At 60.0% G+C, this 24,756-nt stretch carries 21 protein-coding genes; 3 read left to right on the forward strand and 18 right to left on the reverse strand.

The window, feature by feature from the left end; all coding sequences use genetic code 11:
• Positions 1-89: 89 nt before the first annotated feature.
• The 8 genes from QSV77_RS20600 to QSV77_RS20635 form a co-directional block, all read right to left on the reverse strand.
• On the reverse strand, positions 90-992 hold the full coding sequence (locus QSV77_RS20600) for a LysR family transcriptional regulator (RefSeq protein WP_302734882.1): 903 nt from the start codon (positions 990-992) through the stop codon (positions 90-92).
• A 288-nt stretch (positions 993-1,280) separates the two neighbouring features.
• Positions 1,281-2,030, reverse strand: a complete 750-nt coding sequence (locus QSV77_RS20605) for an ABC transporter ATP-binding protein (protein WP_142842840.1) — start codon at positions 2,028-2,030, stop codon at positions 1,281-1,283.
• On the reverse strand, positions 2,027-2,863 hold the full coding sequence (locus QSV77_RS20610) for an ABC transporter ATP-binding protein (RefSeq protein WP_142842841.1): 837 nt from the start codon (positions 2,861-2,863) through the stop codon (positions 2,027-2,029). The genes QSV77_RS20605 and QSV77_RS20610 overlap by 4 nt, the downstream gene beginning before the upstream one ends.
• Positions 2,860-3,792, reverse strand: coding sequence for an ABC transporter permease (locus QSV77_RS20615; protein ID WP_302734883.1), 933 nt, complete (start codon positions 3,790-3,792; stop codon positions 2,860-2,862). The genes QSV77_RS20610 and QSV77_RS20615 overlap by 4 nt, the downstream gene beginning before the upstream one ends.
• Positions 3,789-4,856 (reverse strand): ABC transporter permease, encoded by a 1,068-nt coding sequence (locus tag QSV77_RS20620; protein ID WP_142842843.1) that lies wholly within the window; start codon positions 4,854-4,856, stop codon positions 3,789-3,791. Before QSV77_RS20620 ends, QSV77_RS20615 begins: the two co-directional genes overlap by 4 nt.
• A 21-nt stretch (positions 4,857-4,877) precedes the next feature.
• Positions 4,878-6,515 carry an ABC transporter substrate-binding protein gene (locus QSV77_RS20625; RefSeq protein ID WP_302734884.1) on the reverse strand — a complete coding sequence of 546 codons (1,638 nt, stop codon included), beginning with the start codon at positions 6,513-6,515 and terminating at the stop codon, positions 4,878-4,880.
• Between the two features lie 50 nt (positions 6,516-6,565).
• On the reverse strand, positions 6,566-7,621 hold the full coding sequence (locus QSV77_RS20630; RefSeq protein WP_269702618.1) for a dipeptidase: 1,056 nt from the start codon (positions 7,619-7,621) through the stop codon (positions 6,566-6,568).
• A 206-nt stretch (positions 7,622-7,827) separates the two neighbouring features.
• Positions 7,828-8,535 (reverse strand): phosphoribosyltransferase, encoded by a 708-nt coding sequence (locus QSV77_RS20635; protein WP_302734885.1) that lies wholly within the window; start codon positions 8,533-8,535, stop codon positions 7,828-7,830.
• 211 nt (positions 8,536-8,746) lie between these two features.
• Between QSV77_RS20635 and QSV77_RS20640 the strand changes: the two genes are divergently transcribed.
• On the forward strand, positions 8,747-9,919 hold the full coding sequence (locus QSV77_RS20640) for a M20 aminoacylase family protein (RefSeq protein ID WP_302734886.1): 1,173 nt from the start codon (positions 8,747-8,749) through the stop codon (positions 9,917-9,919).
• A gap of 25 nt (positions 9,920-9,944) precedes the next feature.
• Here the strand turns inward: QSV77_RS20640 and QSV77_RS20645 are convergent, their stop codons facing one another.
• The gene (locus QSV77_RS20645; protein WP_302734887.1) at positions 9,945-11,192 is read right to left on the reverse strand and encodes an MFS transporter; all 1,248 of its coding nucleotides are present in this window, start codon (positions 11,190-11,192) and stop codon (positions 9,945-9,947) included.
• Positions 11,193-11,284: 92 nt separating this feature from the next.
• Here QSV77_RS20645 and QSV77_RS20650 point away from each other — a divergent pair, with 92 nt between their 5' ends.
• Positions 11,285-12,208 (forward strand): LysR family transcriptional regulator, encoded by a 924-nt coding sequence (locus QSV77_RS20650; RefSeq protein WP_302734888.1) that lies wholly within the window; start codon positions 11,285-11,287, stop codon positions 12,206-12,208.
• A gap of 27 nt (positions 12,209-12,235) precedes the next feature.
• Here QSV77_RS20650 and QSV77_RS20655 read toward each other — a convergent pair whose 3' ends face one another.
• The 8 genes from QSV77_RS20655 to QSV77_RS20690 form a co-directional block, all read right to left on the reverse strand.
• Positions 12,236-14,029, reverse strand: coding sequence for an adenine deaminase (locus tag QSV77_RS20655; protein ID WP_302734889.1), 1,794 nt, complete (start codon positions 14,027-14,029; stop codon positions 12,236-12,238).
• On the reverse strand, positions 14,026-14,946 hold the full coding sequence (locus tag QSV77_RS20660; protein ID WP_302734890.1) for a nucleoside hydrolase: 921 nt from the start codon (positions 14,944-14,946) through the stop codon (positions 14,026-14,028). Before QSV77_RS20660 ends, QSV77_RS20655 begins: the two co-directional genes overlap by 4 nt.
• Positions 14,947-14,948: 2 nt before the next feature.
• Positions 14,949-15,974, reverse strand: coding sequence for an ABC transporter ATP-binding protein (locus tag QSV77_RS20665; RefSeq protein WP_302734891.1), 1,026 nt, complete (start codon positions 15,972-15,974; stop codon positions 14,949-14,951).
• On the reverse strand, positions 15,967-16,746 hold the full coding sequence (locus QSV77_RS20670; RefSeq protein WP_125146475.1) for an ABC transporter permease: 780 nt from the start codon (positions 16,744-16,746) through the stop codon (positions 15,967-15,969). Before QSV77_RS20670 ends, QSV77_RS20665 begins: the two co-directional genes overlap by 8 nt.
• Positions 16,743-17,570, reverse strand: coding sequence for an ABC transporter permease (locus QSV77_RS20675; protein ID WP_142842853.1), 828 nt, complete (start codon positions 17,568-17,570; stop codon positions 16,743-16,745). The genes QSV77_RS20670 and QSV77_RS20675 overlap by 4 nt, the downstream gene beginning before the upstream one ends.
• Positions 17,571-17,747: 177 nt before the next feature.
• Entirely contained in the window at positions 17,748-18,770 is a 1,023-nt protein-coding gene (locus tag QSV77_RS20680) for an ABC transporter substrate-binding protein (RefSeq protein ID WP_302734892.1), read from the reverse strand.
• Positions 18,767-19,828, reverse strand: a complete 1,062-nt coding sequence (locus QSV77_RS20685) for a LacI family DNA-binding transcriptional regulator (protein ID WP_271363025.1) — start codon at positions 19,826-19,828, stop codon at positions 18,767-18,769. The genes QSV77_RS20680 and QSV77_RS20685 overlap by 4 nt, the downstream gene beginning before the upstream one ends.
• Before the next feature lie 127 nt (positions 19,829-19,955).
• Positions 19,956-20,882 carry a LysR family transcriptional regulator gene (locus QSV77_RS20690; RefSeq protein WP_302734893.1) on the reverse strand — a complete coding sequence of 309 codons (927 nt, stop codon included), beginning with the start codon at positions 20,880-20,882 and terminating at the stop codon, positions 19,956-19,958.
• Between the two features lie 96 nt (positions 20,883-20,978).
• Between QSV77_RS20690 and QSV77_RS20695 the strand changes: the two genes are divergently transcribed.
• Positions 20,979-22,166, forward strand: coding sequence for an acyl-CoA dehydrogenase (locus QSV77_RS20695; protein WP_302734894.1), 1,188 nt, complete (start codon positions 20,979-20,981; stop codon positions 22,164-22,166).
• Positions 22,167-22,391: 225 nt separating this feature from the next.
• Here the strand turns inward: QSV77_RS20695 and QSV77_RS20700 are convergent, their stop codons facing one another.
• The gene (locus QSV77_RS20700) at positions 22,392-24,458 is read right to left on the reverse strand and encodes a TonB-dependent receptor (protein WP_269702596.1); all 2,067 of its coding nucleotides are present in this window, start codon (positions 24,456-24,458) and stop codon (positions 22,392-22,394) included.
• Between the last annotated feature and the right edge of the window lie 298 nt (positions 24,459-24,756).

Genomic DNA, 24,756 nt, shown 5'->3' on the forward strand with positions numbered 1-24,756 from the left:
CGATTTTTGTGTGCTCCGTGTAGCTGAAATGGCTACACGGAAATGCGAACGGAAATCAACCTCTCCGACAGAAACACCGACTGCCCCGCTTACCCCGCCGTCGCCTCGCGCATGAAGCGCTCGATGAAATCGGCAAGCTTGGAGGCGGCGAAGGACAATTGCCGGTCAGGCGCAACACAGAGATCGATCTGGGTATGGATGCCCTTCTTGCCGGAAAGCGGAACCGCAACCATCTGGCCGCTGCGGATTTCACGCGCCACCGAAAGCGACGGCAACAGCGTGGCGGCGGCGTGACCCAGTACCAGCTCCTTCAGCATTTCCAGCGAACTGGTAATGAAGACGGGATCAAGTTCGATGCCGGCATCGGCAAACAGCGTGTCAAATGCCTGCCGCGCGGCAAAACTTTTGTCCGGCAGGGCAAGCGGCAGGCCGGCCAGCTCCTTCAGCGAGACTTCCGGCTGGGCGGCGAGCGCATGGCCGGCCGGGAAGATGACATCATAACTGATGCGGGTGCGCGAGCGCACTTTCACACCGGAAACCTTTGGGGCAAAAAGGCTGACGACCAGATCGGCCTCAGCCGCGCCCAATGCCTCCATCGCCTGCCGGGCGCTGGTAATATGCACCTCGAAACGCAGTTTTGGATATTTAAGGCTGAACTGCGCCAGCACCGGCGCCAGAAGGTTCGCCACCGTTGCGCCATTGGCATAGACCGTGACGCGGCCGCGCTGCAGCCCCTTCAGGTCATCGATCAGCTGGTGCACATGGTCGAGCTCGCGCAGCGTCTTGCCGGCGCGGGCGGCGAGCAGCTCACCTGCCGCCGTCAACTTCACGCCGCGGCTGGATCGCTCCACCAGCGGCGAGCCGAAATAATATTCGAGATTTTCGATCTGCCGGCTGACCGCCGTTGGCGCGACATTCAGGTTTTCCGCCGCGGCGCGCATGGAATTGGTGCGGACGAGCTCGTCAAAATACATCAAGGCGCGCAGTTGCATGGGATGGAAACCTTGTTCGGGTGGGCCGCTGTGGCGGGCCAGCATATCACTACCGCTTAACGCGCAAAGACCGAACATTCAACGTCGTGAGTCTCGCCCGCGAACGTTGCAATCGCATGTGGAATGAAAGCTCGCCGCTTGTTTCTTCTCCCCGCCGGGGAGAAGGTGGCGCGCAGCGCCGGATGAGGGGGCGACGGCAGAGATATGCGGAGAGCTGGCCCCCTCATCTGCCCCTTCGGGGCATCTTCTTCCCGGTGGGGAGAAGAAACAAGCGGCACCCTCACGCCATCAAGCGCGTTTGAAACCCTCACTCGCCACCAGCAGCTGCCTTGTATAATCCGCGCTGAATTCGCGGCTTTCCAGCGCTTCCGCCTCCAGCATTTCCACCACCTTGCCGCTTTTCATAACCGCCAGGCGATCGCACATGTGGCTGATGACGCCGAGATCGTGGCTGACCATGACGAAGGTGAGATTGCGGTCCTTGCGGGCCTGTTCCAGCAGGTTGAGGATTTCCGCCTGAATGGAGGCGTCGAGCGCCGAGGTCGGCTCATCCAGAAGCAGGATTTTCGGCTCGACGATCAGCGCGCGGGCAATGGCGATACGCTGGCGCTGGCCGCCGGAAAGCTGGTGCGAATAACGGAAGCGGAAGCCGGAGCCGAGCCCCACCTCGTCCAAGGCGCGGGCGATGCGCTGCTCGCGATTGTCGAGACCGTGGATTACCAGCGGTTCGAGCAGCAGCGCATCCACCGTCTGGCGCGGGTGCAGCGAACCATAAGGGTCCTGAAACACCATCTGCACATCGCTATAGAAACTCTTGTCCCGGTGCTTTCCCTGATAGGAGCGACCGGCCACCATCAGCGAGCCTTCATCGAAATGGTTGAGACCGGCAATGGCGCGCAGCAGCGTGGATTTGCCGGACCCGGATTCGCCGACGATACCGAAAGATTCGCCCTCGGCCACATCGACGCTGACGCTATCGAGTGCGATGTAACCGTCGAAATCCACCACCATGTCTTTGATGGAAAGAACTGTGCTCATGCGCGCCACTCCGGCTTGCGTTCCAGAACGGGCAGCGGATGGCGGTGGCCGCCAATTTCCGGCAGGCAGTTCAAAAGCCCCTGCGTATAGGGGTGTTTGGCTTCCTTCAGATTGGCGGAAGACAGCTCCTCCACCACCTTGCCGGCATACATGACGAGAACACGGTCGCAGAAGGAGGATACGAGCCGCAGATCGTGGCTGACGAAGATCAGCCCCATGCCACGATCGCGCACCAGCTTGTCGAGAATATCGAGCACTTCCAGCTGAACCGTCACGTCAAGCGCCGAGGTCGGCTCATCGGCGATCAGCAGTTCCGGACCGCAGACCAGCATCATGGCAATCATGACACGCTGACCCATGCCGCCGGAGACCTCGTGCGGGTAAAGATCGAAAACGCGCTCGGGGTCACGGATCTGCACGGCCTCAAGCATCGCAAGCGTGCGTTGACGCGCCTCGCCGCTGCCGATCTTCTCATGGGTCCGCAAGGTTTCCATGATCTGGCGGCCGATGGTCATCACCGGGTTCAGGGAATATTTCGGGTCCTGCAGGATCATGGCCATGCGCTTGCCGCGCATGATCCGCCTTTCCTTCGCAGAAGCGCTGAGCAGATCGATATCACCGAAGCGTAGTGTATCAGCCTCGATGCGTGCGCTTTTCGGGGTCAGCCCCATGATGGCGCGGCCCGTCTGCGACTTGCCTGAGCCGGATTCACCAACGATACCGAGGCGTTCGCGCCCAAGCGTGAACGAGACGCCGCGCACCGCTTCCACCAGCCCGGTGCGGGTGGGGAAAGACACGCGGAGATTCTGAACGGTCAGAAGCGGCGCACTCATTGGCCTGCCTCCTTGGGATCCAGCGCATCACGCAGGCCATCGCCCAGAAGGTTGAAACCGAGGCTGACAATCAGGATCGCGATACCTGGCATGGCCGCCACCCACCACTGATCAAGAATGAACCGGCGTCCCGACGCGATCATCGCACCCCATTCCGGCAGCGGCGGCTGGGCACCAAGACCGAGAAAACCAAGACCGGCAGCAGTGAGGATGATGCCCGCCATATCGAGCGTCACACGCACGATGAGCGACGACATGCACAGCGGCATGACGTGTTTCAAGACGATGCGGAAGGGCGACGCGCCCATGAGCTTCACAGCCGCGATGAAATCGGAATTGCGGAACGTCATGGTTTCGGCGCGCGCGATACGCGCATAGGGCGGCCACGAGGTGACCGCGATGGCGAGCACCGCATTTTCAATGCCCGGCCCGAGTGCCGCCACCAGCGCAAGCGCCAGAACAAGCTTCGGGAAGGCGAGAAAGATATCAGTGATGCGCATCAGAATGGCATCGACCCAGCCGCCGGCATAACCCGAGACAGTGCCGACGATAAGCCCGATGGGTGCGGCGATAATCGCCACCAGCAGCACCACGAACAGAGTGAGCCGCGAACCGTGGATGAGCCGCGAGAGAATATCCCGCCCCTGATCGTCGGTGCCGAGCAGGTAACCTTCCGTGCCGGGCGGCAAAAGCCGGGCGTTGCGCAGATCACCCTGCACCGGGTTATGCGGGGCCAGCACATCGGCAAAAAGCGCAACGAACAGCAGCGCGATGATGATGCCGAGGCCAAGCAGCGCCAGCCGGTTTTCCGAAAACCGCCGCCAGATGACATAGGCGCGGCCAAGCCGTGCCTGTTTGCGCGAGGACGGCCGGTCGGAGAGAAGCCATTCGCGGCTATAGGGCTTGAGTGTATCAGTCGAAATCGTCATCGGCTGCGCGTCCTTGGATCGAGCGTCCGGTAAAGCAGATCGGAGAAGAGATTGATGCCGACGAAGATGGCGCCGATCACGATCGTGCCGCCAAGAACGGCATTCATATCCGCATTCTGCAGGGAATTGGTGATGTAGAGGCCAAGGCCCGGCCAGGCGAAGATGGTTTCGGTAAGCACCGAACCTTCGAGCAGACCGGCATAGGACAGCGCAATCACGGTTACAAGCGGCACGGCGGCATTGCGCAGCGCGTGGAACCAGATGATGCGGGTTTCCGAAAGCCCCTTGGCGCGGGCCGCAACGATATATTCCTGGGCGAGCTCGTTCAGCATGAAGGAGCGCGTCATGCGGCTGATATAGGCCAGCGAAAAATAACCGAGCAGAGAGGCGGGCAGGATGATGTGGCGGAACAGATCCCACAACACGTCCCATTGCCGCTGCCAGATCGCGTCAATCAGGAAAAAGCCCGTCACCGGCGTGAAGGTGAATTCATAGACGATATCCATGCGGCCGGGATAGGCGACCCATTGCAGCCGGGCGTAAAACACCAGCAGCGCCAGAAGGCCGAGCCAGAAAATCGGCACGGAATAACCGATGAGGCCGATGACGCGCACCACCTGATCGGCAAAACTGCCGCGTTTGACGGCGGCGAGAACGCCGAGCGGAATGCCGAAGACGGCGCCGATGATGGTGCCGATCGTGGCAAGCTCGATCGTCGCCGGGAACACCCGCTTGATGTCCTCCATGACAGGATTCGTCGTGAGGACGGAGATGCCGAAATCGCCCGAAAGCGCCTGCTTCAGATAAAGGAAAAACTGCTGCCAGAGCGGCAGGTTGAGGCCGAGCTGCTCGCGCACCCGCTCGACCACATGCGCAGGCGCGCGGTCGCCGACGATCGCCAGCGCGGGATCGATCGGCACCACACGGCCAATGAAAAATGTGACCGCCATCAGCCCCAGAAAAGTGGTGATGACGGTGACGGCGAAGCCGAGAATGGCTTTCACACGGGCGTTGGCACGGCGTTTGCCCTGCCTCGCCCTGCTGTTTGCTTCAACAATGCTCAAGAGACCGATCCTTCCGGATCATCACTTCGAGATCGTGTAGACGTAGTTGGTGTCAAAGCTCGGTCCGAGCTTCAGGCCCTGGAGCTTTGCGGAATAACCCGCCACTTCCGTCTGCTGGAAGATGATGACGAAGGGACCCTTCGCCAGAACTTCCTTCTGCAGGTTTTCGTAGATGGCGGCACGCTTGGCGGTGTCCTTTTCCAGCAGCGCCGACTGGGTTTCCTTGGTCAGGTCAGGAACGTCCCAGGCATTGCGCCAGGCGAGCGTCTTGTTCTTGCCCTCATCCGAATTGTCGTAGTTGATGGTGAAGGTTTCGGCATTCGAATTCGGGTCGAAATAGTCCGAACCCCACTGACCGATGTAGATATCATGGGTGCGGGCGCGGTATTTCGTCAGTGTCTGCTTGCCATCGCCCGGAATGATTTCCAGCTTGATGCCGGCCTGCGCCAGCGTCTGCTGCACGCTTTCGGCAATGCCCGTCACCGGCTGCGTGTTGCGAACATCCATGGTCACGGTGAAACCGTCCTTCAGGCCAGCCTTTGCGAGAAGTTCCTTGGCCTTGGCGACGTCGAGCTTATAGGGGTTTTCGTCAAGCGCACCGAGCTGACCCTTCGGCAGGAAGGTCTGGTGGACTTCGCCGATACCCTTGATGATCGTCGCGCCGATCGCGTCATAATCGACGAGATATTTGAAAGCCTCGATGACCTCTGGCTTCTTCAGGTTCTCGTTTTTCTGGTTGAGGCTGAAGTAATAAACGGTGCCCTTGGGCGCGGAAGTGACGGCAAGACCTTCCTTCTTGGAAACGGCTTCCATGTCACCCGGCTCGAGGTTACGGGCAACATCGATATCGCCGTTCTCAAGCGCCAGGCGCTGGCCGGAGCTTTCCTTCATGTGACGATAGACGACGCGCTTCAGCTTCGGCTTCTCACCATAATAATTCGGGTTGGCTTCGAGGATGACGGCCTCGTTGGCCTTCCAGCCGAGGATCTTGTAAGGGCCGGAACCGGCATAACCGGTCTTCAGGAATTCATTGCCGAAATCCGTGTCATATTTGTAATCGGCGCTCGGGGTGACGGACTTCGCCTTTTCGGTGATCAGCTTCTTGTCGACCACCGAAGCGACGGTTGCGGTGAGCACGTTCAACACGAAGCTCGGCGCATAGGGCTTGTCAACCGTCAGCACGAAGGTGTTCGCATCGGCAGCCTTGGCTTTTTCATTGACGTTGTCGCCCTTGAGGCCGAACTGCGTCAGCAGGAATGCCGGCGACTTGTCGAGTTTGACGGCACGCTCGAAGGAGAATGCCACATCGTCGGCGGTGATCGGATTGCCGGAGGCGAATTTCAGGCCGGATTTCAGCTTGAAGGTATAGGTCAGGCCGTCCTCGGAGGTCGTCCAGCTCTCGGCCAGATCGCCGATGACCTTGGACGTGTCGTTGAGATCGATGGAGACCAGCTTGCTGTAGGTGTTGCCGGTAACTTCGGCGGCGGACAGTTCGAAGGCTTCGCCCGGATCGAGCGTGATGATGTCGTCGATGGCAAAACCTTCGACCAGGGTATCGGCCGGCGTGGCGGCGAAAGCGTGCGGAGCCGACAGCATCATCAGCGACAGAGCGGCGCTGGTGCTGAGAATACGCATGGATTTGTTGAGCGATTTGATCATAGGATCTCCCCTTTTGTTATAAGATTGATTTCATTCGCTATAGGGCGTCTTCAGGCCGGTTCATGCCAGGCCTGGGACAGAACGCGCAGCCAGTTTTCCCGGCAGATTTTGGCCAACTCGCCGTCACCGTAGCCTGCCGATTTCAGCGCCGCAACCAGATTGTGGTTGCCGCTCGCATCCGCAATGCCAACGGGTACTGTCGCGCCGTCGAAATCCGATCCGAGCGCCACGCAGTCGATACCCATGCGCTCCACCATATAGTCGATGTGGCGCACCATGTCGGAAAGCGGCGTGTCGGCAATGTCGCGCGCATCCGGCCTGAGCATGGTCACGGCATAGTTGAGACCGACCAGACCGTGACTGTCCTTGACGGCGTCCAACTGGCGGTCGGTGAGATTACGGGCAACGGGGGTAAGCGCGTGCGCGTTGGAATGGCTTGCGATCAGCGGCTGGTTGGTGGTCCTGGCCACATCCCAGAAGCCTTTTTCGGTGATATGCGCCAGATCGATGAGAATGCCCAACCGGTTGCATTCCTTCACCAGCGAAAAACCGGCATCGGTGAGACCGGGCGCGGTATCGGGCGACATGGGATAAGAAAAGGGAACGCCATGGCCGAAAACATTGTGCCGGCTCCAGACCGGACCCAGCGAGCGCAGGCCGGCGGCATAAAATACCTCGAGCGCATCAAGATCGGCACCGATCGCCTCGCAGCCTTCCATGTGCAGCACGGCGGCAAAAACGTCCTCGGCAAAGGCCTTGCGGATATCGGCCGTGGAACGGCAAAGCCGCCAGGCGCCGGCGCGATCGAGCCTCAGCGCAATTGCCGCCTTCTCCATGGCGATATCGAGCGAAGGCAAGCGCTCCAGCGGCGCGGCGAGCGGTGTGTCATAGTGACCGCTTTCGTCCGGTTCCTGCAAGATGAGGTCGCCGGAGGGGATGTAGATGGCGCAGATCCCGCCGCCAAGACCGCCGGCCCTGGCGCGGGGACCATCGATATGGCCTTCCCGCGTACCGTTCCTGAATTCCGCAACCGGATCGGCACCGGCCTTGCTGTTGCGCCACAACCGAAGCAGCACATCATTATGACCGTCGAACACTGCATGCATGGGAAGAAATTCCAGTAAAGCGGCAAAACCAAAGGCGGCGGGCAGACGCCGGAATGACACCGAACGAAAGCAAACCGGCGCGTTTTTCGCCGGGCGCTATAATCTGTCGAAGGTGATCTTAGGACGATCTCTCGCAGCTTCGCAAGACGCAAATTAGGCAATGATGAAATTATCACCACTTGCGTTTTGCCGGAATTTGCGCAACGTCAAGCCCGCCAGCCGCCTTGCGCTTTCGTCAACAGCGGCGTGGTGAAAACACCCCTCACCCGCCCTGCCCATTCCAGTCCGAAACCGGCGATTTTCTGCCGCCAGCGATCCGATTGCAGCATGGCCGCGCCGATGACGACGGGCTGAATGCCGGACGACGCGAGAAGCGAAAGACCTGAAATGATGGAGCTGCCGCTGGAGATGACATCATCCACCAGCGCCACCCGCCTGCCCTCGATGAGCGGCAACATACGCGGATCGATATAAAGCCGCTTTTCCTGTTTGGTGGTGATGGAGGACATGGGCACCGACAGTTCCTCCAGATACCAGAATTTGCGTGAGGTGCCGAGCGGTACGTAACGGGAATGGCCAAGATGGCGGGCAACGGCGGCGGCAAGCGTCAGACCGAGCGTCGGCAGGCCGATGACTACATCCGGCTCAAAGACGGAAAGCTTGCGGGCAAGATCAGCCGCGAGCACTTCAAGCACCTCAAAAGAAGCCTGATTGACGATGAGCGAGGCAAGCGCATGTTCACCATCCGCGAGCGGCCTTATCGGCAGGCAAATCTGCCTTCCATCATCCAGGACGGCCGGGAAGAAGGATGAATACGGCCCGGCCGTTTCAAATGTGCGGGGAGCAGCTATCGCCTGCCAGAACTCATGAGGAGCGGCCGGTGACTGGGTATCAGGCGATGCGGATGACGGCATCGGTTTTCCTTTCAGGACCGGGATGGCGCAAAGCGGACGCGGTTTTTCCAGCCACGCCAACCCCGTTCGGCATATCGGGCATTTCAGCAACCGCATACATGCGGCGGGTTCATTTCATTGGCTTTTTCAGCTAGAAGGGAACAAAGCAAGAGGCATTCGGACGAACCCACCTATGACTCGGGTTTTTCCCATATTCAAGGACAAGCTGCCCATGAGACTGCTGGACCGGATCGGTGAAGACCTGCCATTCCTGACGGAGCTTCGCCACGATCTGCACGCGCATCCGGAACTGGGTTTCGAAGAGGAGAGAACCAGCGCCATCGTCGCCGATCTTCTGGAGCGGGCCGGGGTGAAGGTGCATCGCGGTCTTGGCGGCACCGGCGTCGTTGGTACCCTGCAGGTGGGCAACGGCACCCGCAGCATCGGCCTGCGCGCCGACATGGATGCGCTTGCCATGCCGGAAATTCCCGACAGGCTCTATAAATCGAAGTTTCCCGGCAAGATGCATGCCTGCGGCCATGATGGCCACACCGCCATGCTACTGGGTGCTGCGCGCTATCTAGCAAAGACCCGCGATTTTTCCGGCACCGTGCATTTCATCTTCCAGCCGGCCGAAGAAGGCCGCGGCGGCGCAAAAAAAATGGTGGAGGACGGACTTTTCTCGCTGTTCCCCTGCGATGCAGTCTATGGCCTGCACAATATGCCGGGGCTCGGCATCGATGAAATGGCCGTGGTGGAAGGCCCGCAGCTTGCCTCTTCCGACAGCTGGCGCGTGACCTTCAAGGGCATCGGCACCCATGGCGCCAAGCCACATCTTGGCCGTGACCCCATAACAGCTGCCGGCACCTTCCTCGCTTCGCTGCAAACCATCGTCGGCCGCATCGTCGATCCGCTGCAGCCCGCCGTGGTCAGCGCCTGCTCGGTTCAGGCGGGCGATCCCAAGGCACTCAACGTCATTCCCGATCTCGTTGAAATCGGCGGTACGGCGCGCGCCTATGCAGCTGAGGTACGCGACCAGCTGGAAGCGGAAATCGGCAGGCTTGCCAAAGGCACGGCGGCGATGTTCGGCATCGAGGCGCATTACGAATTCATCCGGCGCATTCCCCCCGTCATCAACGAGACGGAAGCGACGAAACGGGCGCTGCGCGCCGCCAAAACGGTGTTCGGCAACAAGGCCCGTACAACCTTCCCACCCTCGACCGCCGGCGACGACTTCGCTTTCTTCGCTGGTGAAGCCCCCGGCTGTTATGTCTGGCTGGGCAACGGCCCGGCGGTAGACGGCGCGCTGCACCACAATACCTCCTACGACTTCAACGATGCGGCCATCGTGCCGGGCGTTGCGTTCTGGGCGACACTGGTGGAGCAGGAACTGGCGGCGGAGTGACGGCCCCGGCCGGTGCGATGGTCGCTCAGGCGCGCCGCGTGCCCGGGCGCGCGAGGCTGGCAAAAATTCCGGCAAGCGCGCAGCCGGCGGTGATGGCCATGATGCCGGGCCAGCCGGCATGGATCCAGAACCAGCCGCCGACCCAGCCGGTGATGCTCGCTCCGCAATAATAAAACAGCAGATAAAGCGCGGAAGCATGGCTTTTCGCGGCACCCGCATTTGCGCCCACTCCACTGCTGGCAGCCGAATGCCCTATGAAAAATCCGATGGTTATCGCCGCAATCCCCGCCACGATGAGGATGATGCTTGAGGCGAATGTGAGCAGGATACCGACAAGGATGGTGGAAAAGGCAACCACCAGCATGATCCGTCGGCTGAACCGGTCGACCAGCGCCCCGCCATAGGAGGACGCGACGATACCCAGGGCAAAGGTCAGGAAAATCATGCTGACGGCCGTGCGACCCAATTCGTAAGGCGGCGCGACAAGGCGAAAAGCGCAATAGTTGAAAACGGTGGTGAACACGCTCGTCAGCATCGCGCCGAGGAAATAGAACCGCCGAAGTTCCGGGTTTCCAAGATGTTGCGCCCATATTCTCAGATGATTTTTAAGCGGCATGTGCTGCGGCCGGAAATTCCGCGAAGGCGGAAGCAGCAACAGGAAGCCGATGGCCGCGAGGATGCAGACCGCCCCCAGCGCATACATTGCCACCTGCCAGGAGGTATGGGCGGACACCAGCCCCATGCCGACACGTCCCGCCATGGAACCGAACGCCGTGCCGCCGACATAAAGCCCCATCGCCTTGCCGAGACTGGAAGGTTCGATCTCCTCGGCAAGATAAGCCATGGCGACGGCCGGAACGCCGCCGAGCACGAACCCTTCCAGCGCGCGGGCGGCAAGCAGCCATTCCCAGCCTTGCGTGCTTGCCGCAATGATATTGGCGATGGCTGCCAGCATCATCGAAACGAACATCAGATTTCGGCGGGTGAAGAGCTGGGCAAAGGCCCCGCTGAGCAGAATGGCGAAGGCAAGCGTTCCCGTCGTCAGCGACAGGGCCAGCGATGCAGTTGCAGGGTTGATGCCGAATTCCGCCGGAAATTCCGGCAAGAGCGGCTGCACGCAATAGATCAGCGAAAAGCTGGCAAAGCCCGCGAGGAAAAGCGCCCAACTCGCCCGGCGAAACTGACGGCTTCCCTGCCGTATCCAGAGCACATCCGGCGGCTCCTCCGTCATGACGATCGGCGGGGTGAAATCCTGTTTTTTGAGCTGGCGCATCGGGTTTGTCCCTTTCGCTCCCAGCTATAGCGCAGCTCCATCTTTCATTCTAATATATGGAAGACGTTCCCATCATATCTGGATCTAATATCATGGAACTCAGGCACATCCGTTATTTTCTGGCCATCGCCAATGAGGGCAGTTTTACGCGGGCGGCAGAACATCTGGGAATCGCGCAGCCGCCGCTCAGCCAGCAGATAAAGGTTCTGGAACAGGAAATCGGCGTGCGGCTATTCCGGCGTCTTGCGCATGGTGCGGAACTGACACCGGCGGGCCATGCCTTTCGTGCTGCGGTGACCCATATTCCGCATCAGGTGGGTGAAGGTGTCCGGCTCGCCCGCAGGGCAGCAGCCGGTGAAACCGGCATTCTGAGAATAGGCGTCACCGGCACGGCGGCGCTTAACCCTCTGGTTCCGGCCTGCATCCGCACCTACAGACGCCAATATCCCGACGTGGAGCTTCAGGTGATGGAGGCAGTCGCCCTGGCACTGACACCGGCCCTGCTCGAAGATCGGCTGGACGTGGCGCTTTTGCGCCCTTCTCAATCCGATCCCGATACATTGCTCGAGGAAGTGCTCACTGACGAACCGCTTCTGGTCGCCCTGCCTGCATCCCATCCGCTCGCGCGGCGCGGCACCGCCATAGACCTGATGGAATTGCGCGACGACCCTTTCATTCTGACGCCACGCAGCGTCGGTACCAGCCTTCACGATGCATCGATAAAAGCCTGCCAGGAGGCCGGTTTCACGCCGCACCTCGGGCCGGCGGCACCACAAATCGCCTCGATATTGTCGCTGGTCGCGGCCGAACTCGGGGTCTCCCTCCTGCCGGAATCCGTCGCGCAGGTCAAAATGCAGAACATCGTCCTGCTGCCCTCCAGCGGCCCGCCGCCGCGGCTTTCCATATCGCTCGCCTATCGGCGCGGAACGACATCGCCAGTGGTGAAGAATTTCGTGTTGGCGGCACGCATTGCCGCGCGCGAAACACAGACGCCTGACGTGGCCGGGGGGGAATGAACCGCAGCCCGCAGATGCGGGCCGCCGCTATTCGAGAACGGCAATCACCGGGCTTTCCATCACCCTGCCCGTCAACACATCGGCAATGCCCATATCCGTCTGGTGCGGGCCGATATTGCAGGCGAGCGTGGCGCCGAAGCAGGCCTTGAAGACGAGATAGGGCGGCTGCCAATCCACCACCCTGCCGACGGCTTCGCGCAATTCTTCGAAAGCCTTTGCCACGTCTTCAAGCGGGGCATCGGAAACGAGGCCGGAAAGCGGCAGCGGGAGAAGCGCGGTGACCTTACCCTCCGAGGCAACGGCCATGCCGCCGCCCGCTTTTATCACCGCATTGGCGGCCAGCGCCATGTCCTCGGCATTGCCACCAAAAACGGTGAGGTTGTGGCTGTCATGCGAGACGGTGGTCGCGAAGGCGCCGTTCCAGTTTCCCCAGCCGGTAAGGAAGCCGGTTCTGGTGATCGGCTCGGCCATGCCGTGGCGATGGGTGACGGAAATCATCGTCGCACCCTGGGGCGGAACGACGAAACCATCCTTCACCTCGGCTTCCGCCTCGCCCCATTGGGTGAAACGCGGGCGGTCGATGGTCGCGAGGCGTATCTTCGTGCCTTCGGATGTGACCCGGAAATCATCGGGCTCACGAAGCGGCAGCTTCATCGAGCCTTCGAGCGCGGTTGCGTTGCAGGCGGGAACCTCTACCAGCATGCGGCCGCCTTCAGCGACAGCCCTGCCATTTGCGATCACCTGGCGGGCCGCAAAGTCGCTCAGATCTTCGAAAACAACGATATCGGCGCGGCGGCCGGCGGCAATGAGGCCGAGATCGGCACGGCCGAGCCTCTGCGCGGCATTCAGCGTAGCGGCGCGCAGCGCCCATTCGGGGCGCAGACCGTAACGCACAAGCCGGCGCACCACATCGTCAAGCCCGCCGCCCTGCAACAGATCGTCAGGGAAGACATCGTCGGTGCAGAGTGTCACCGTCTGTGGCAGATGGCTCAGCGCATTCAGCGCCGCCACGAATTCCGGCAGCAGGTGATCATGCGAACCGCGCAACTCGATGGTAAGCCCCGCCCGCAGCTTTTCCATCAGGTCTTCACCCGACACCAGCTCGTGATCGGAGGAGACACCCGCCGCCATGAAGGCGTTGAGATCGGCATCTTTCAGGCCGCGGGCATGGCCGCAGACCAGTTTTCCCGAGGCAAGCCCGGCCTGCACAATGCCGCCCATGCGCGGATCGCGCTCGATGACACCGCGCATATTCATGATTTCCGCAACGCCGCCAACCTGCGGCCATGACAGGATATCGGCGAGAATGGTCGCGTCAAAGTCCGCGCCGCCACGCTCCAGCCCCGGAGCTGATGGCACGCAGGAAGGTGCCAGCAAAATGGCGCGCAATGGCAGATTTTCGATTGCCTTCGACGCCCAGCGCACCCCTTCCACACCATGCACATTGCCGAATTCATGCGGGTCCCAGACGATGGTGGTAACACCACGGGCGACCACTGCCGCCGCATAGGCGGCCGGCGTGACCATCGAACTTTCAATATGCATATGCGTGTCGATGAGGCCGGGCGAGACAAAGGCACTTGCCGCATCGATGATCCGTACAGCGTCGCTGCGGCTTGCCCGCTCGTGCACGCTGGCGATCAGAGCACCAACGATGCCGATATCGGCGGCGCGAAGCTCTCCCGTCACCACATCCACCAATGTTCCGCCGGTGATGAGGACATCGAAAGGCGCATCGCCACGTGCGGCGGCGACCGCGCGGCTGCGCAGCGCATCATCGGTGAGATCGGCAGGCTCGCGTGTTGGAGAGTTCGCGCTCATCGGGCGGCCTCCCGGCGCAACGCCTCGAGAATCGCCGTCTTCGCACTTTCGGCATCAACGGTTTCGGCAAAGTGCGCATTGAAGGTTTCCACCTTGTCGGCGCGCATCTCGACCACGGTTCTGCCCCGGGTCAAGGCGGAATGAAGTTCGACATCGATCCGCGCCTGCCGCCAGCCAATGAGACCGGAGGTAAAGGCAACGGCGGCAACGGGATCGTAAAGCGCCATGGCGGCTCTGCCACGGCGGGTGGCGATGCCGATGAAACCTTCCAGCAGATCGGCAATCAGCGCAGCGTTTTTGCCACCGGCATCGCGGATCGGCAGCACATCGGCCGGCGAGGCCATAACCTTGCGGCAGGTGTCGAGATCGACCATGCGCAACGGCAGGCCGTGGGACAGCACGATTGCCAGCGCTTCCGGATCGGCAAAGGCGTTGAATTCCGCCGATGCAGTATGGTTGCCGCTGGTCACGCCGCCACCCATCCAGGTGAGATCGGAAATTCTGGTGGTAAGATCAGGCCGGGCAAGGCAAATCGCGGCGATATTGGTGAGCGGGCCGAGCGCCAGAATGCGCTTTTCGCCATCACCCTCAAGCCAGTTGCACAGGGCGGCAAAGGCATCGCTTTTCGGCAAGGCCGGCGCATCCGGCAAGTTTTGGCCGACGGTCGGAATGCCGTTATCGCCCAGAATGCATTGCGCGGTTTCGAGCGCGCCAAGCACGGGCTTGGCACGGCCCTGATGGATCGGCATCGACCAGCCGAAAGCTGAGACCGCTCCGGCGGCATTGCCGCAGACCGCTTCCAGCGTCGTATTGCCGAACACCAGCGAAATGCCGTCGATGGCAAGGCCTGCCGATTGCACCACCATGATGGCGGCAATGTCGTCAAAGCCCATATCGGTATCGATCCATACACCCATGGTCAGTTAAACACCTTGAGGCTCGCCGCCTTTTCGACCGGCAGATCAAAGGCGAGCGTATCACCAATGACATGCGCGGCAAGCGCCGCATCGGTTTCCGCCTTGATGGGTCCGAGCGGCGTATCCAGCAGATATTCGCGGCTGTTGCCGGCAAAGGATGTGCCGCGCACGGTTCCCTGGAAAGGACCTGAACCGAGGGTGACCATGCGCGGCCGCCAGGCCAGTCCAGATGCTGAAGGGACTGGTCCGGAAAGCGGTGTTGTGCCGTTTGCGGTTTTCAGCGCGCCGCCTTCCAGCGCGAAGATGTTTTCAAAGCCGACGAAGTCAGCCACGAAGGATGAAACCGGCGCGTTGTAAATCTCCTCCGGCGTGCCGATCTGCTCGATCTTGCCGCCCTTCATGACGACAATGCGGTCGGCCAGCGCCAGAGCCTCGATCTGGTCATGGGTGACGAAGATCATCGTCACGCCGGTTTCCTTCTGCACGCGCTGCAATTCGGTGCGCATTTCAAGCCGCAGGCGGGCATCGAGATTGGAGAGCGGCTCATCGAGCAGGAGCACTTTGGGCTCCATGACCATGGAGCGCGCCAGTGCAACGCGCTGCTGCTGGCCGCCGGAAAGCTCGGCCGGTTTGCGGGAGGCGAAATTGGACAGGCCCACCGACTTCAGGCCGGAGGCGACCTTGTCCTCCAGTGGCTTGCCGCTCATGCCCTTGAGTTTCAGGCCGAAGGCGACGTTTTCGTAAACCGTCAGATGCGGGAAGAGTGCGTACGACTGGAACACCAGACCGACGGCGCGCTTGTTGGCGGCAACACGGGTAATATCGGCGCCGTCGAGATCGATGCGCCCGCCAGCCACCGGCATCAGCCCGGCAATGGCGCGCATCGTCGTCGTCTTGCCGCAGCCGGACGGCCCCAGCAAGGCCAGAAGTTCGCCCTTGCGGATATCAAGATCGAGATCCTTGACGGCAATGCTGTTGCCATAAGCCAGCGAGACTTTGTTGAGCGAAAGATAATTTGCGTCAGACATAACGGGAGAACCCCAGAAAACGTTCGGCCATGAAGACGATGCCGATGGAAAGGAAGGCGAGCAGCGAAGAAAGGGCGGCCACGGAAGGATCGAAGACGATTTCCATGTAACCCAGCATGTCGATGGGCAGCGTGCGCACGCCAGGGCCGGACAGGAACAGTGACACCGGCACCTGGTTGAAACTCGTCACGAAACCGAGAATGAAGGCGGAGAGAATGCCGCCGCGGATATTCGGCAGCACCACCCGGAAAAACGCGCCGACCCGCGACGAGCCGAGCAGCACCGCAGCCTCCTCAATATCCGAGCGCAGATTGTTGAGGCTGGCCGAAACCACCCGCACCGCATAGGGCAGGATGAGCGCTGTGTGGGCGAGAAACAGGGCAAGCGTGATGCCGATGCCGAAAGGCACGACGAAATAACGCAGCAGCGCCAGACCAACGATGATGCCGGGCACGATGATCGGCGCGGAAACGATGGTGCGCACGGTTTCTGCGAAGGGCAGTTTGTAGCGCGACATGGCGTAGGAGGCGGGAATGCCGAGGATGAGCGCCGTGAACGTGCCGCCGATGGCAAGGAACATCGACATCGCGAAACTTTCGCGGAAGCTTTCGACGGTGAAGACCTTGGCGATCCACTTCAGCGAAAAGCCCTGCGGCGGAAAGGCAAGCGTATCGCCGGCCGAAAATGAGGCGGCGACGATGATGAGGAACGGCCCGATGAGGAAACCGACGACAAGAAGGAGTGTGAGCGGAATGAAGAGCTGCCGGGTCATTTCTTGTTCCTTGCGGTGGCGATGCGCTTCAGCAGGATATTGGCGGCAAAGCTCATGACGATCAGGATGAAGGCGATGACGCTGGCGGCGACGAAATTGTTGGAAACCGTGACCTGCTGGTAAAGCAGGGTTTCTAGCATCAACACCTTGGAGCCGCCGAGGATGGCTGGCGTGATATAGGCCGTCAGCGAACCGGTAAAGACCAGCGTGCCGCCAACCACCAGTCCTTCCTTTGTGAGCGGCAGGATGACTTTCCAGAACACCTGCAGCCAGTTTGCGCCGAGAACGCGGGCAGCCGCGATCGTATCCTTCGGCATGTTCTCCAGTGCACTGATGAGCGAGATGATCATCAACGGCAAGAACAGCTGCAGAAGGCCGATAAAAACAGCCGTTTCGGAAAACAGGATGCGGATCGGCGCATCGCTCAGCCCCACCGCCTGCAGCGCCTGGTTGACGATGCCGGTTCTGCCGAGAATGACGATCCACGCATAGGTGCGGGCAACCGGCGAAATCATCAGCGGCAGTACGACGAGATTGACCACATGGCCCTTCGTTCCTGGCGACAGGTTGATGATGGCGAAGGCCGCCGCATAGCCCACCACCGCCGAAACAACGGTGACGAGCGCGCCGAGTTTCAGGGTGCGCAGGAAAACCGTCTGGTTCAGCGGATCGGAGAAGAAATCGGCATAAGCGGAGAATGTCCAGCCGTCAGCGGTGCGAAAGCCCTCCGATAAAAGCATGAAGACCGGCACAAGAAAAACCGCCGCCGCAAAAATCGCGGCGGGCAAGGCAAGCGCCAGCGCTTCGGCCCGGTTCTGAAACATTGGTTTATTCCCTGAACGGCGCTGTGGCCGGTTACGCTTGAAGCCGGATACCGGCTTGCGGCTTTAAAAGGTTGGAAAAGCGGTCAGGGGACGACCAAACCGCTTTTCCTGAAACGGGGCGAGCCCTTGCGGACGCTGAAAATCACCCCGTTCCTGACTGAATTCGACTATTTTGGCTTATTGCCCGACCTTGGAGTTCCACTCCGACAGCCACTTGTCGCGGTTATCGAGCGTCACGTCGGACGGGATGAGCTGCAGGCTGCGAGCGGTTTCATCGCCATAGGTGATGTTGTTCGCCACCTCGTCGGACACCTTGACTTGCTTGTTCGTCGGGCTGTCCACCAGCTTTTCGGCCAGCGCCTTCTGAACGTCAGTCGACAGCCAGAAATCCATGAATTGCAGGGCAAGGTCCTCGTTCTTGGTGCCCTTCGGCACGACGAGCACGTTCATGCCGCCGGTCTGGCCTTCCTTGGGCGTGGCCCAGGCAAGCGGCAGGTCAAGCTTGGTGAAGGGCGCCCAGGAGAAGCGGCCAATCGGCGCTGCCCAGATTTCTTCCTGCTGCATCAGCTGCACCAGCTGCGAGGACTTGACGTAGAAAGTGACGATCTCGTCCTTCTTTTCACCCACGGCCTCGATGGCGCCGGAAAGATCAGGCGTGTCCTTGCCGATGGCCTTACCGAGCATATAAAGCGCCGGCGGGCCCTGATTGGTGGTGACGTTCGGGAAGGCGACGTGATCGACAATGCCGTCCTTCAGGAGATCGGCCCAGCTGTCGATCTTCATCTTGTCGGTGCGGTAGACGATGGAGGTGGCGTAGAAATTGACGCCGACGCTCATGCCGTCGCCATTCGGGTCCTTGGCGATGTCATAGAGGTTTTCGATGTTCGGCACCTTGGTGGCGTCGATCTTCTGGATCAGGTCCTTGCGGGTGGCGGAAAGAGCATCCGCCATGGAGACGATGGCAAGATCGACCACCGGATTGGCCTTGTTGGCCTCCATCTTGGCCAGACGCTCGACGCTGTTGCCGGTCTCGACGACCAGCTTGCAGCCGCATTTCTGTTCAAACGGCGTATAGACCAGTTCCTTGAATTCGTCCTGCGCGAAGGCATAGACCGAGATCGTCAGCGTCTTGTCCTGCGCCTCAGCGGCTCCCATCGTCAGCATCAGGGCAGCGCCCGATGCAAGAATGATCTTTTTCATGGTGTGAGTTCTCCTGCTGTGATTTTTTTGGCTTCAATCGCATCATGCTTTGCTTTGCCGGTGGAGCCGCGCATGATCAGCGCCATCGGTACTTTCGAGATTTCTGCCGTAACATCGACGGCGAGGCCGCCTTCGCTGACATCGTCAATGGCGCGCAGCAGCGCTCCAACTGCAAGATCGGCGATGCGGCCCATATCCATGCGCATCGTCGTCAGCGGCGGCGTGACCACGGCCGAGAAAATCAGATCGTCGAAGCCGGTGACACTGGCCTCTTCCGGTACTTCGATGCCCTCGCGCTGCAATTCGGTCAGCACCCGCAGCGCATGCAGATCGGAAACGGCAGCAAAAGCGGTAAAACCCTCAGCGACCCTGTCGGCAAGGCCAAGCCGGCAACCCGCGCCATCGGCTTTTTCGAGGGCGTCTATCCACAGTGTCTGTGCAACGCAGGTCTTGCCAAGACCATCACGAATGCCACCGAGGCGGTCGTTCTGCACGTTGGAATCCCGGTTTTTGCCGACCAGCACCACCTTTTTGTGGCCAAGTGCCGCCAGATATTCGCCAACCTGCCGGCCGCCATCCCAATGGTCGGCTGCGACAGTGTTTCCGGGGGTCGAGGGGCTGTCGATCACCGCAACGGGACAATCGACATCGGTAATGCGCGTGCCGCGGCGGGGAACGATGACCATTCCATCCACGCCGCGCTCGATAAGCCGGTTGATGGCATCCGTCTGCATGGCGATCTCGCCACGCGCGTCGGCGATCAGAACGCCGTAACCGGCACTCACCGCGGCCTTTTCGATGGCCTGCGCAATCTGTGGAAAGAGAGGATTGGCAATATCGGGCAGAACCAGCCCCAGAACACCTGATCTGCCGGTGCGCAGCGCCCTGCCCGCTGAACTCGGCACATAACCAAGTTCGCTTGCCGTCTTGCGGATACGCTCCGCCAGATCAGGCGAAACCCGGCCCTTGCCCGACAGCGCATTGGACACGGTTGCCACCGACACGCCGAGTGCCGCTGCTATCGCGCTCAGATTGGTGGCAGGCCGTGAAGACGCCATGATGGACCGAAAGGGCTGATTAAACGTTTAATCACGATAGTCGAGCAAAACCGCCCTGTCGAGTCCACCGGGCGGCAAATTGGGCGAAAAGCTGGGCATAAGACATAAATGCCCGAAAAAAGTGCGGTTATTTTTGCAGCGGCAAGCCATTTGTCGCGCGATAGGCCTCCACCTGTCGCACCAGCCAGTCGCGAAACAACACGACCGGAACGTGATTGGCGCGCGAAAGCGGCGCCACCGCATAATAGGAGCTTGGGCTTTTGGCCTGATGATCAAAGGCCTTCACCAATTGCCGCGATTTCAACTCGTTGTCGATCAGGAAAAGCGGCATCAGCGCCACGCCAAGCCCGGCGATGCAGGCCTGCGCCACGCTGGAGAATTGCTCGAACCGCATGCCCTGCGGCAGGGCAAGCGACAGGCCAAGGCTTTCGAACCAGTGGCCCCATGCCCCTGGCCGCGAGGCCATGTGCAGCAATGGCAGGGTGGCGAGATCCCCTGCCTTTTCCACTGGATGCGTATTGAGAAACTCGAGGCTGCATACCGGAGCCACCATTTCATGCATTAGAAAGGTGCTTTCCGCCCCCGGCCAATCCGCCTGACCGATATGGATTGCCATATCCAACTGTTCACGCTCGAAATCGAACTGGCCGATGCGGGTGGCGAAATTGATGGTGATTTCCGGATGGCTGGAGACGAAATCGGGGATGCGCGGCAGAAGCCAGCGGGTGCCAAAGGTGGGCAACATCGCGAGGTTCAGCGTATTGCCATGCGTTTTGGTCATGAGCTGCAGGGAGGCGGAGCGTATCTCGCCAAGCGCCGAGGCAATCGATTTCGCGTAAGTTTTACCCTCCGCCGTCAGCGCCACGCCCCGCGCGCCGCGCTCAAACAGGCGCACGCCAAGTTGCTCTTCCAGTGACATAACCTGCCGGCTGATCGCCCCTTGCGTCAGGGCCAGTTCGTCCGCAGCAGCCGAAAAGCTGCCAAGCCGGGCAACGGAATCAAAGGCGGCAAGCGCGCTGGTGGAGGGCAGGAGTTTGCGGCTGAGAGACGTCATGAGCCATTACTATATGTAATGCAAAAATGAGTAAACATGGCTTGTGCCATCTGGGCCGATTACCAATAATCCGGCCAGCAAATCCGGAGGCATAAAGTGAGCGAACGCGCAGCATTCCATTGGCAGGACCCTTTCCTGCTCGAAGACCAACTGACCGACGACGAGCGGATGATCCGCGACGCCGCCGCCGCCTTCGGCAAATCCGAACTCCTGCCGCGCGTATCGGAAGCCTATCTTTCTGAAACGACCGAACCGGAACTGTTCCGGCTGATGGGCCGCACCGGCCTGCTCGGCGTCACCCTGCCGGAAGAATATGGCGCGGCCAATGCAAGCTACGTGGCTTACGGCCTCGTCGCCCGCGAGGTGGAGCGGATCGACAGCGGTTATCGCTCGATGATGAGCGTGCAGTCCTCGCTCGTCATCCACCCGATCTTCGCCTATGGCTCGGACGAGCAGAAGAAGAAATACCTGCCCGGCCTCGTTTCCGGCGAGCTGATCGGCTGTTTCGGCCTCACCGAGCCGGATGCCGGCTCCGATCCGGGCGGCATGAAGACCCGCGCCGAAAAGATCGCCGGCGGCTATCGCCTGCGCGGTTCGAAAATGTGGATTTCCAACGCGCCGATCGCCGATGTCTTCGTCGTCTGGGCGAAATCGGAAGCCCATGACAATCAGATCCGCGGCTTCGTACTGGAAAAAGGCATGAAGGGCCTTTCCGCCCCCAAGATCGGCGGCAAACTTTCGCTGCGCGCCTCGATCACCGGCGAGATCGTCATGGATGGCGTCGAAGTTGGCGAAGACGCGTTGCTGCCGAATGTTTCCGGTCTGAAAGGCCCGTTCGGCTGCCTGAACCGCGCCCGCTACGGCATTTCCTGGGGCGTGCTCGGCGCTGCCGAAGATTGCTGGTTCCGTGCCCTTCAATATGGCCTCGACCGCAAGCAGTTCGGCAAGCCACTGGCCGGCATGCAGCTTTACCAGAAGAAGCTCGCCGACATGCAGACCGAAATCGCACTCGGCCTTCAGGCGTCGCTGCGCGTCGGCCGGCTGATGGACGAGCACAAGATGGCGCCGGAAATGATCTCCATCGTCAAGCGCAACAATTGCGGCAAGGCGCTGGATATTGCCCGTCAGGCCCGCGACATGCATGGCGGCAACGGCATCCAGATCGAATACCACGTCATGCGCCACGCCCAGAACCTTGAAACGGTCAATACCTATGAGGGCACGCATGACGTTCACGCGCTGATCCTCGGCCGGGCGCAGACGGGCATTCAGGCGTTTTTCTGAGGCTTTGTCAGGATCGAGAAGCAAGGTTTTACGAGGGCCTAAAACTTCTCCTTCGTTATGCTCGGGCCTGACCCGAGCATCTGCGGCGGATTGATTTTACGCTACGTGGTTGGATCCTCGGGACAAGCCCGAGGATGACGGCAAGCGGAAGACAAGTTTTGCCGCAGCTTGAGACCTCCGAAAATCATTTCGGAGGCCTTTTTGTTTTTCAGTTCGGGTGACGGCTCAGAAGGTGCCGCGAACGCCGATGCCGAACATGCGCGGTTCGGTCATGCTGGCCTCGATGCCGCCAATGCCGCGGTTCTCCTTCATCAGCGTCGGCGCACGCTCGTCGAAGACGTTCTTGACGTAAGCGTAGAATTCAAGCTCCTCCTGGAACTTGTAGCTCGCCCGCACATCCGCGATCGTATAGGGCTCGATCGCATAAACGGCCTTGTTATCCGTGTCGGAATAATAACCGTCGAGATGGCGCACCTGCCCCGAAACGGTGAACTTGTCCGTCACGTCCCAGCTGGCGCCGATGGTGAAGCTGTAACCGGGTGACTTGGCGAATTCCTTGCCGAGATAGGCGGAATTGCTGGAAATCTCGTCGATCTTCGTCTTCAGCAAACCGGCGCTGGCCTTGAGCGTCAGATTGTCGAGAACCTGATAATCGGCACCGATTTCAAGGCCGTAAGCATGGGCTTCTTCGGCATTGACAGTGTAGGATTCGCTGATGCCCGTGGACACGACGATCGGCACGTTGAACTGCGCATCCTTCATGTCCATGTAGAACAGGTTGCCGTTGATCGTCAGCGTATCATCCAGCAGGCTGGCGCGAGTGAAGAGCTCATAGTTCCAGATGGTTTCCTTGTCGAAGGTGCGCCATTTGCTGGTCGTCAGGTCAAATGCAACGCCGCCGGGATTGTAACCGCGGCTGATTAAACCGCCCACCGTCCAGTCATCATTCACGGCATAAGCGAGCGAGGCCTTCGGCAGAATTTCAGAGAAAGTCTCATCATAATTGACCGAACTTCTGCTTGTGGCGCTCAGCGTTCTGTAACCGTTGCGCTGAATCTGGTCCTGCTGGTAGCGCAGACCGCCGGTCAGCGTCCATTGATCCGTCAGGCGATAGCTCAGTTCGCTGAAGAGACCGAGATTATCCTTGGTGTCGTTGAAGCGCGATGTTCCGCGCAGATAAAGAACTTCATCGGCTTTCGTATGCGCGTAGAAAATACCCGCTACGCCGCTCAGCACATCCTCCTGATCACCGAAGGTCACACGGGTTTCGTGGGAGGTGTTTTTCAGGTCGATATCGGCATCACCGGTATTGGCAATACCGACCCTGCGCTTGGCGATGGAGGAGGAAAACTGCGTCTGGTTGAACAGTTTCACCCCGTTCTCGAAATCATAGTTGATGTCGAGAATGCCGGTATTGGTATACTGGCTGAAACTCGGCATCGTGTTGGTGATGTGGTTCAGATCCTCAAAAGGACGCGATGCCGCTTCCTGGCTCGGACGATTGGAAGCATTATAGGAATAGGTCAGCTTGGTCGAAAGGCCGGGGATTTCCGAAGGTTCCCACAGAAGCTTGAAACGACCGTTGAACTCCTTGAAGTTTTGATCCGTGCCGTCATGGGCAAAAGCGGAATTGATATAGTCGATGAAGGTATCACGACCGGAATAGTCGATCGCCATGCGTGCCGCCAGTTCGTCTTCGATCAGCGGACCGGAAAAGGCGAAGGAACCACGCTTCTGGTGATAATTGCCGATCTCGGCCTGATAGCTCGCTTCCGGCGTAAACGTCGGGTCTTTGGTATTGACGAGGATGGCGCCGGCAATGGCGTTCGCGCCCTGTGAGGTGGTCTGCGGACCGCGGAAGACCTCGATGCTGTCGACATCCCAGATGGAGGTCGCGCCATAGATGAACTCGTTATAACCGAGATAATGACCGTCGACATTGATCGTGGCGCGCGGCACCGTGCCGGTAAAGAAGGCGATGGAACCCGTATTCGGTCCCTGCGTATCCTGTCCGCGAATGATCGGGGCGCTGACATTGTCGGTGTAAACGACGTTCGGAATATCCTTGATCGCATCCGAAACGGTCGGGTCGCCGGTCTTTTCCTTTTTGATTTTCTCGCTGGATATGACCGAAACGGACGACGCCGTGTTCTTCATATCACGCGCCACTTTTTCACCGGTCACGACGATCGGTTTGAGAACGGTCGTCCCCGCTGTCTCAGCCTGCTGATCCTGACCCAGGACCGGCGTTACAAACAGCGTCGCCAGCGTCAGAACGCTGACCCCGTTCATCAAACGACCGTTAGAGCGAAACCCCATAACACACCCCTAAATAAACATGAGTATTAAAGTCATATTCAAGTAACGGAAGCGTTATCTGTTTCGCAATAGAGAATACGTTCTGCATTGCGGACAATCGGGGTTCCGTAACGGGATGTGCCATATTTACAACAAAATTTATCGACCACCCCTCAGCGCCACGATTGGCAAAGCGTCGCAACGGCCGGTTTTCCTGTCAGAAATCAATTCCGATTTTCCGGTCGATGCGTTAGGCATGTTCAGTCCAAAAATGAGGGAACAGGCTTGAACG

This window comes from Agrobacterium sp. V1 (genome assembly GCF_030518355.1).
In the GTDB taxonomy this organism is placed as follows: domain Bacteria; phylum Pseudomonadota; class Alphaproteobacteria; order Rhizobiales; family Rhizobiaceae; genus Agrobacterium; species Agrobacterium cucumeris.

Coding starts and splice junctions, on each gene's coding strand:
- QSV77_RS20600 (WP_302734882.1), bottom strand. CDS start 992: ATGCAACTGCGCGCCTTGATGTATTTTGACGAGCTCGTCCGCACCAAT.
- QSV77_RS20605 (WP_142842840.1), bottom strand. CDS start 2,030: ATGAGCACAGTTCTTTCCATCAAAGACATGGTGGTGGATTTCGACGGT.
- QSV77_RS20610 (WP_142842841.1), bottom strand. CDS start 2,863: ATGAGTGCGCCGCTTCTGACCGTTCAGAATCTCCGCGTGTCTTTCCCC.
- QSV77_RS20615 (WP_302734883.1), bottom strand. CDS start 3,792: ATGACGATTTCGACTGATACACTCAAGCCCTATAGCCGCGAATGGCTT.
- QSV77_RS20625 (WP_302734884.1), bottom strand. CDS start 6,515: ATGATCAAATCGCTCAACAAATCCATGCGTATTCTCAGCACCAGCGCC.
- QSV77_RS20630 (WP_269702618.1), bottom strand. CDS start 7,621: ATGCATGCAGTGTTCGACGGTCATAATGATGTGCTGCTTCGGTTGTGG.
- QSV77_RS20635 (WP_302734885.1), bottom strand. CDS start 8,535: ATGCCGTCATCCGCATCGCCTGATACCCAGTCACCGGCCGCTCCTCAT.
- QSV77_RS20640 (WP_302734886.1), top strand. CDS start 8,747: ATGAGACTGCTGGACCGGATCGGTGAAGACCTGCCATTCCTGACGGAG.
- QSV77_RS20645 (WP_302734887.1), bottom strand. CDS start 11,192: ATGCGCCAGCTCAAAAAACAGGATTTCACCCCGCCGATCGTCATGACG.
- QSV77_RS20650 (WP_302734888.1), top strand. CDS start 11,285: ATGGAACTCAGGCACATCCGTTATTTTCTGGCCATCGCCAATGAGGGC.
- QSV77_RS20655 (WP_302734889.1), bottom strand. CDS start 14,029: ATGAGCGCGAACTCTCCAACACGCGAGCCTGCCGATCTCACCGATGAT.
- QSV77_RS20660 (WP_302734890.1), bottom strand. CDS start 14,946: ATGGGTGTATGGATCGATACCGATATGGGCTTTGACGACATTGCCGCC.
- QSV77_RS20665 (WP_302734891.1), bottom strand. CDS start 15,974: ATGTCTGACGCAAATTATCTTTCGCTCAACAAAGTCTCGCTGGCTTAT.
- QSV77_RS20670 (WP_125146475.1), bottom strand. CDS start 16,746: ATGACCCGGCAGCTCTTCATTCCGCTCACACTCCTTCTTGTCGTCGGT.
- QSV77_RS20675 (WP_142842853.1), bottom strand. CDS start 17,570: ATGTTTCAGAACCGGGCCGAAGCGCTGGCGCTTGCCTTGCCCGCCGCG.
- QSV77_RS20680 (WP_302734892.1), bottom strand. CDS start 18,770: ATGAAAAAGATCATTCTTGCATCGGGCGCTGCCCTGATGCTGACGATG.
- QSV77_RS20685 (WP_271363025.1), bottom strand. CDS start 19,828: ATGGCGTCTTCACGGCCTGCCACCAATCTGAGCGCGATAGCAGCGGCA.
- QSV77_RS20690 (WP_302734893.1), bottom strand. CDS start 20,882: ATGACGTCTCTCAGCCGCAAACTCCTGCCCTCCACCAGCGCGCTTGCC.
- QSV77_RS20700 (WP_269702596.1), bottom strand. CDS start 24,458: ATGAACGGGGTCAGCGTTCTGACGCTGGCGACGCTGTTTGTAACGCCG.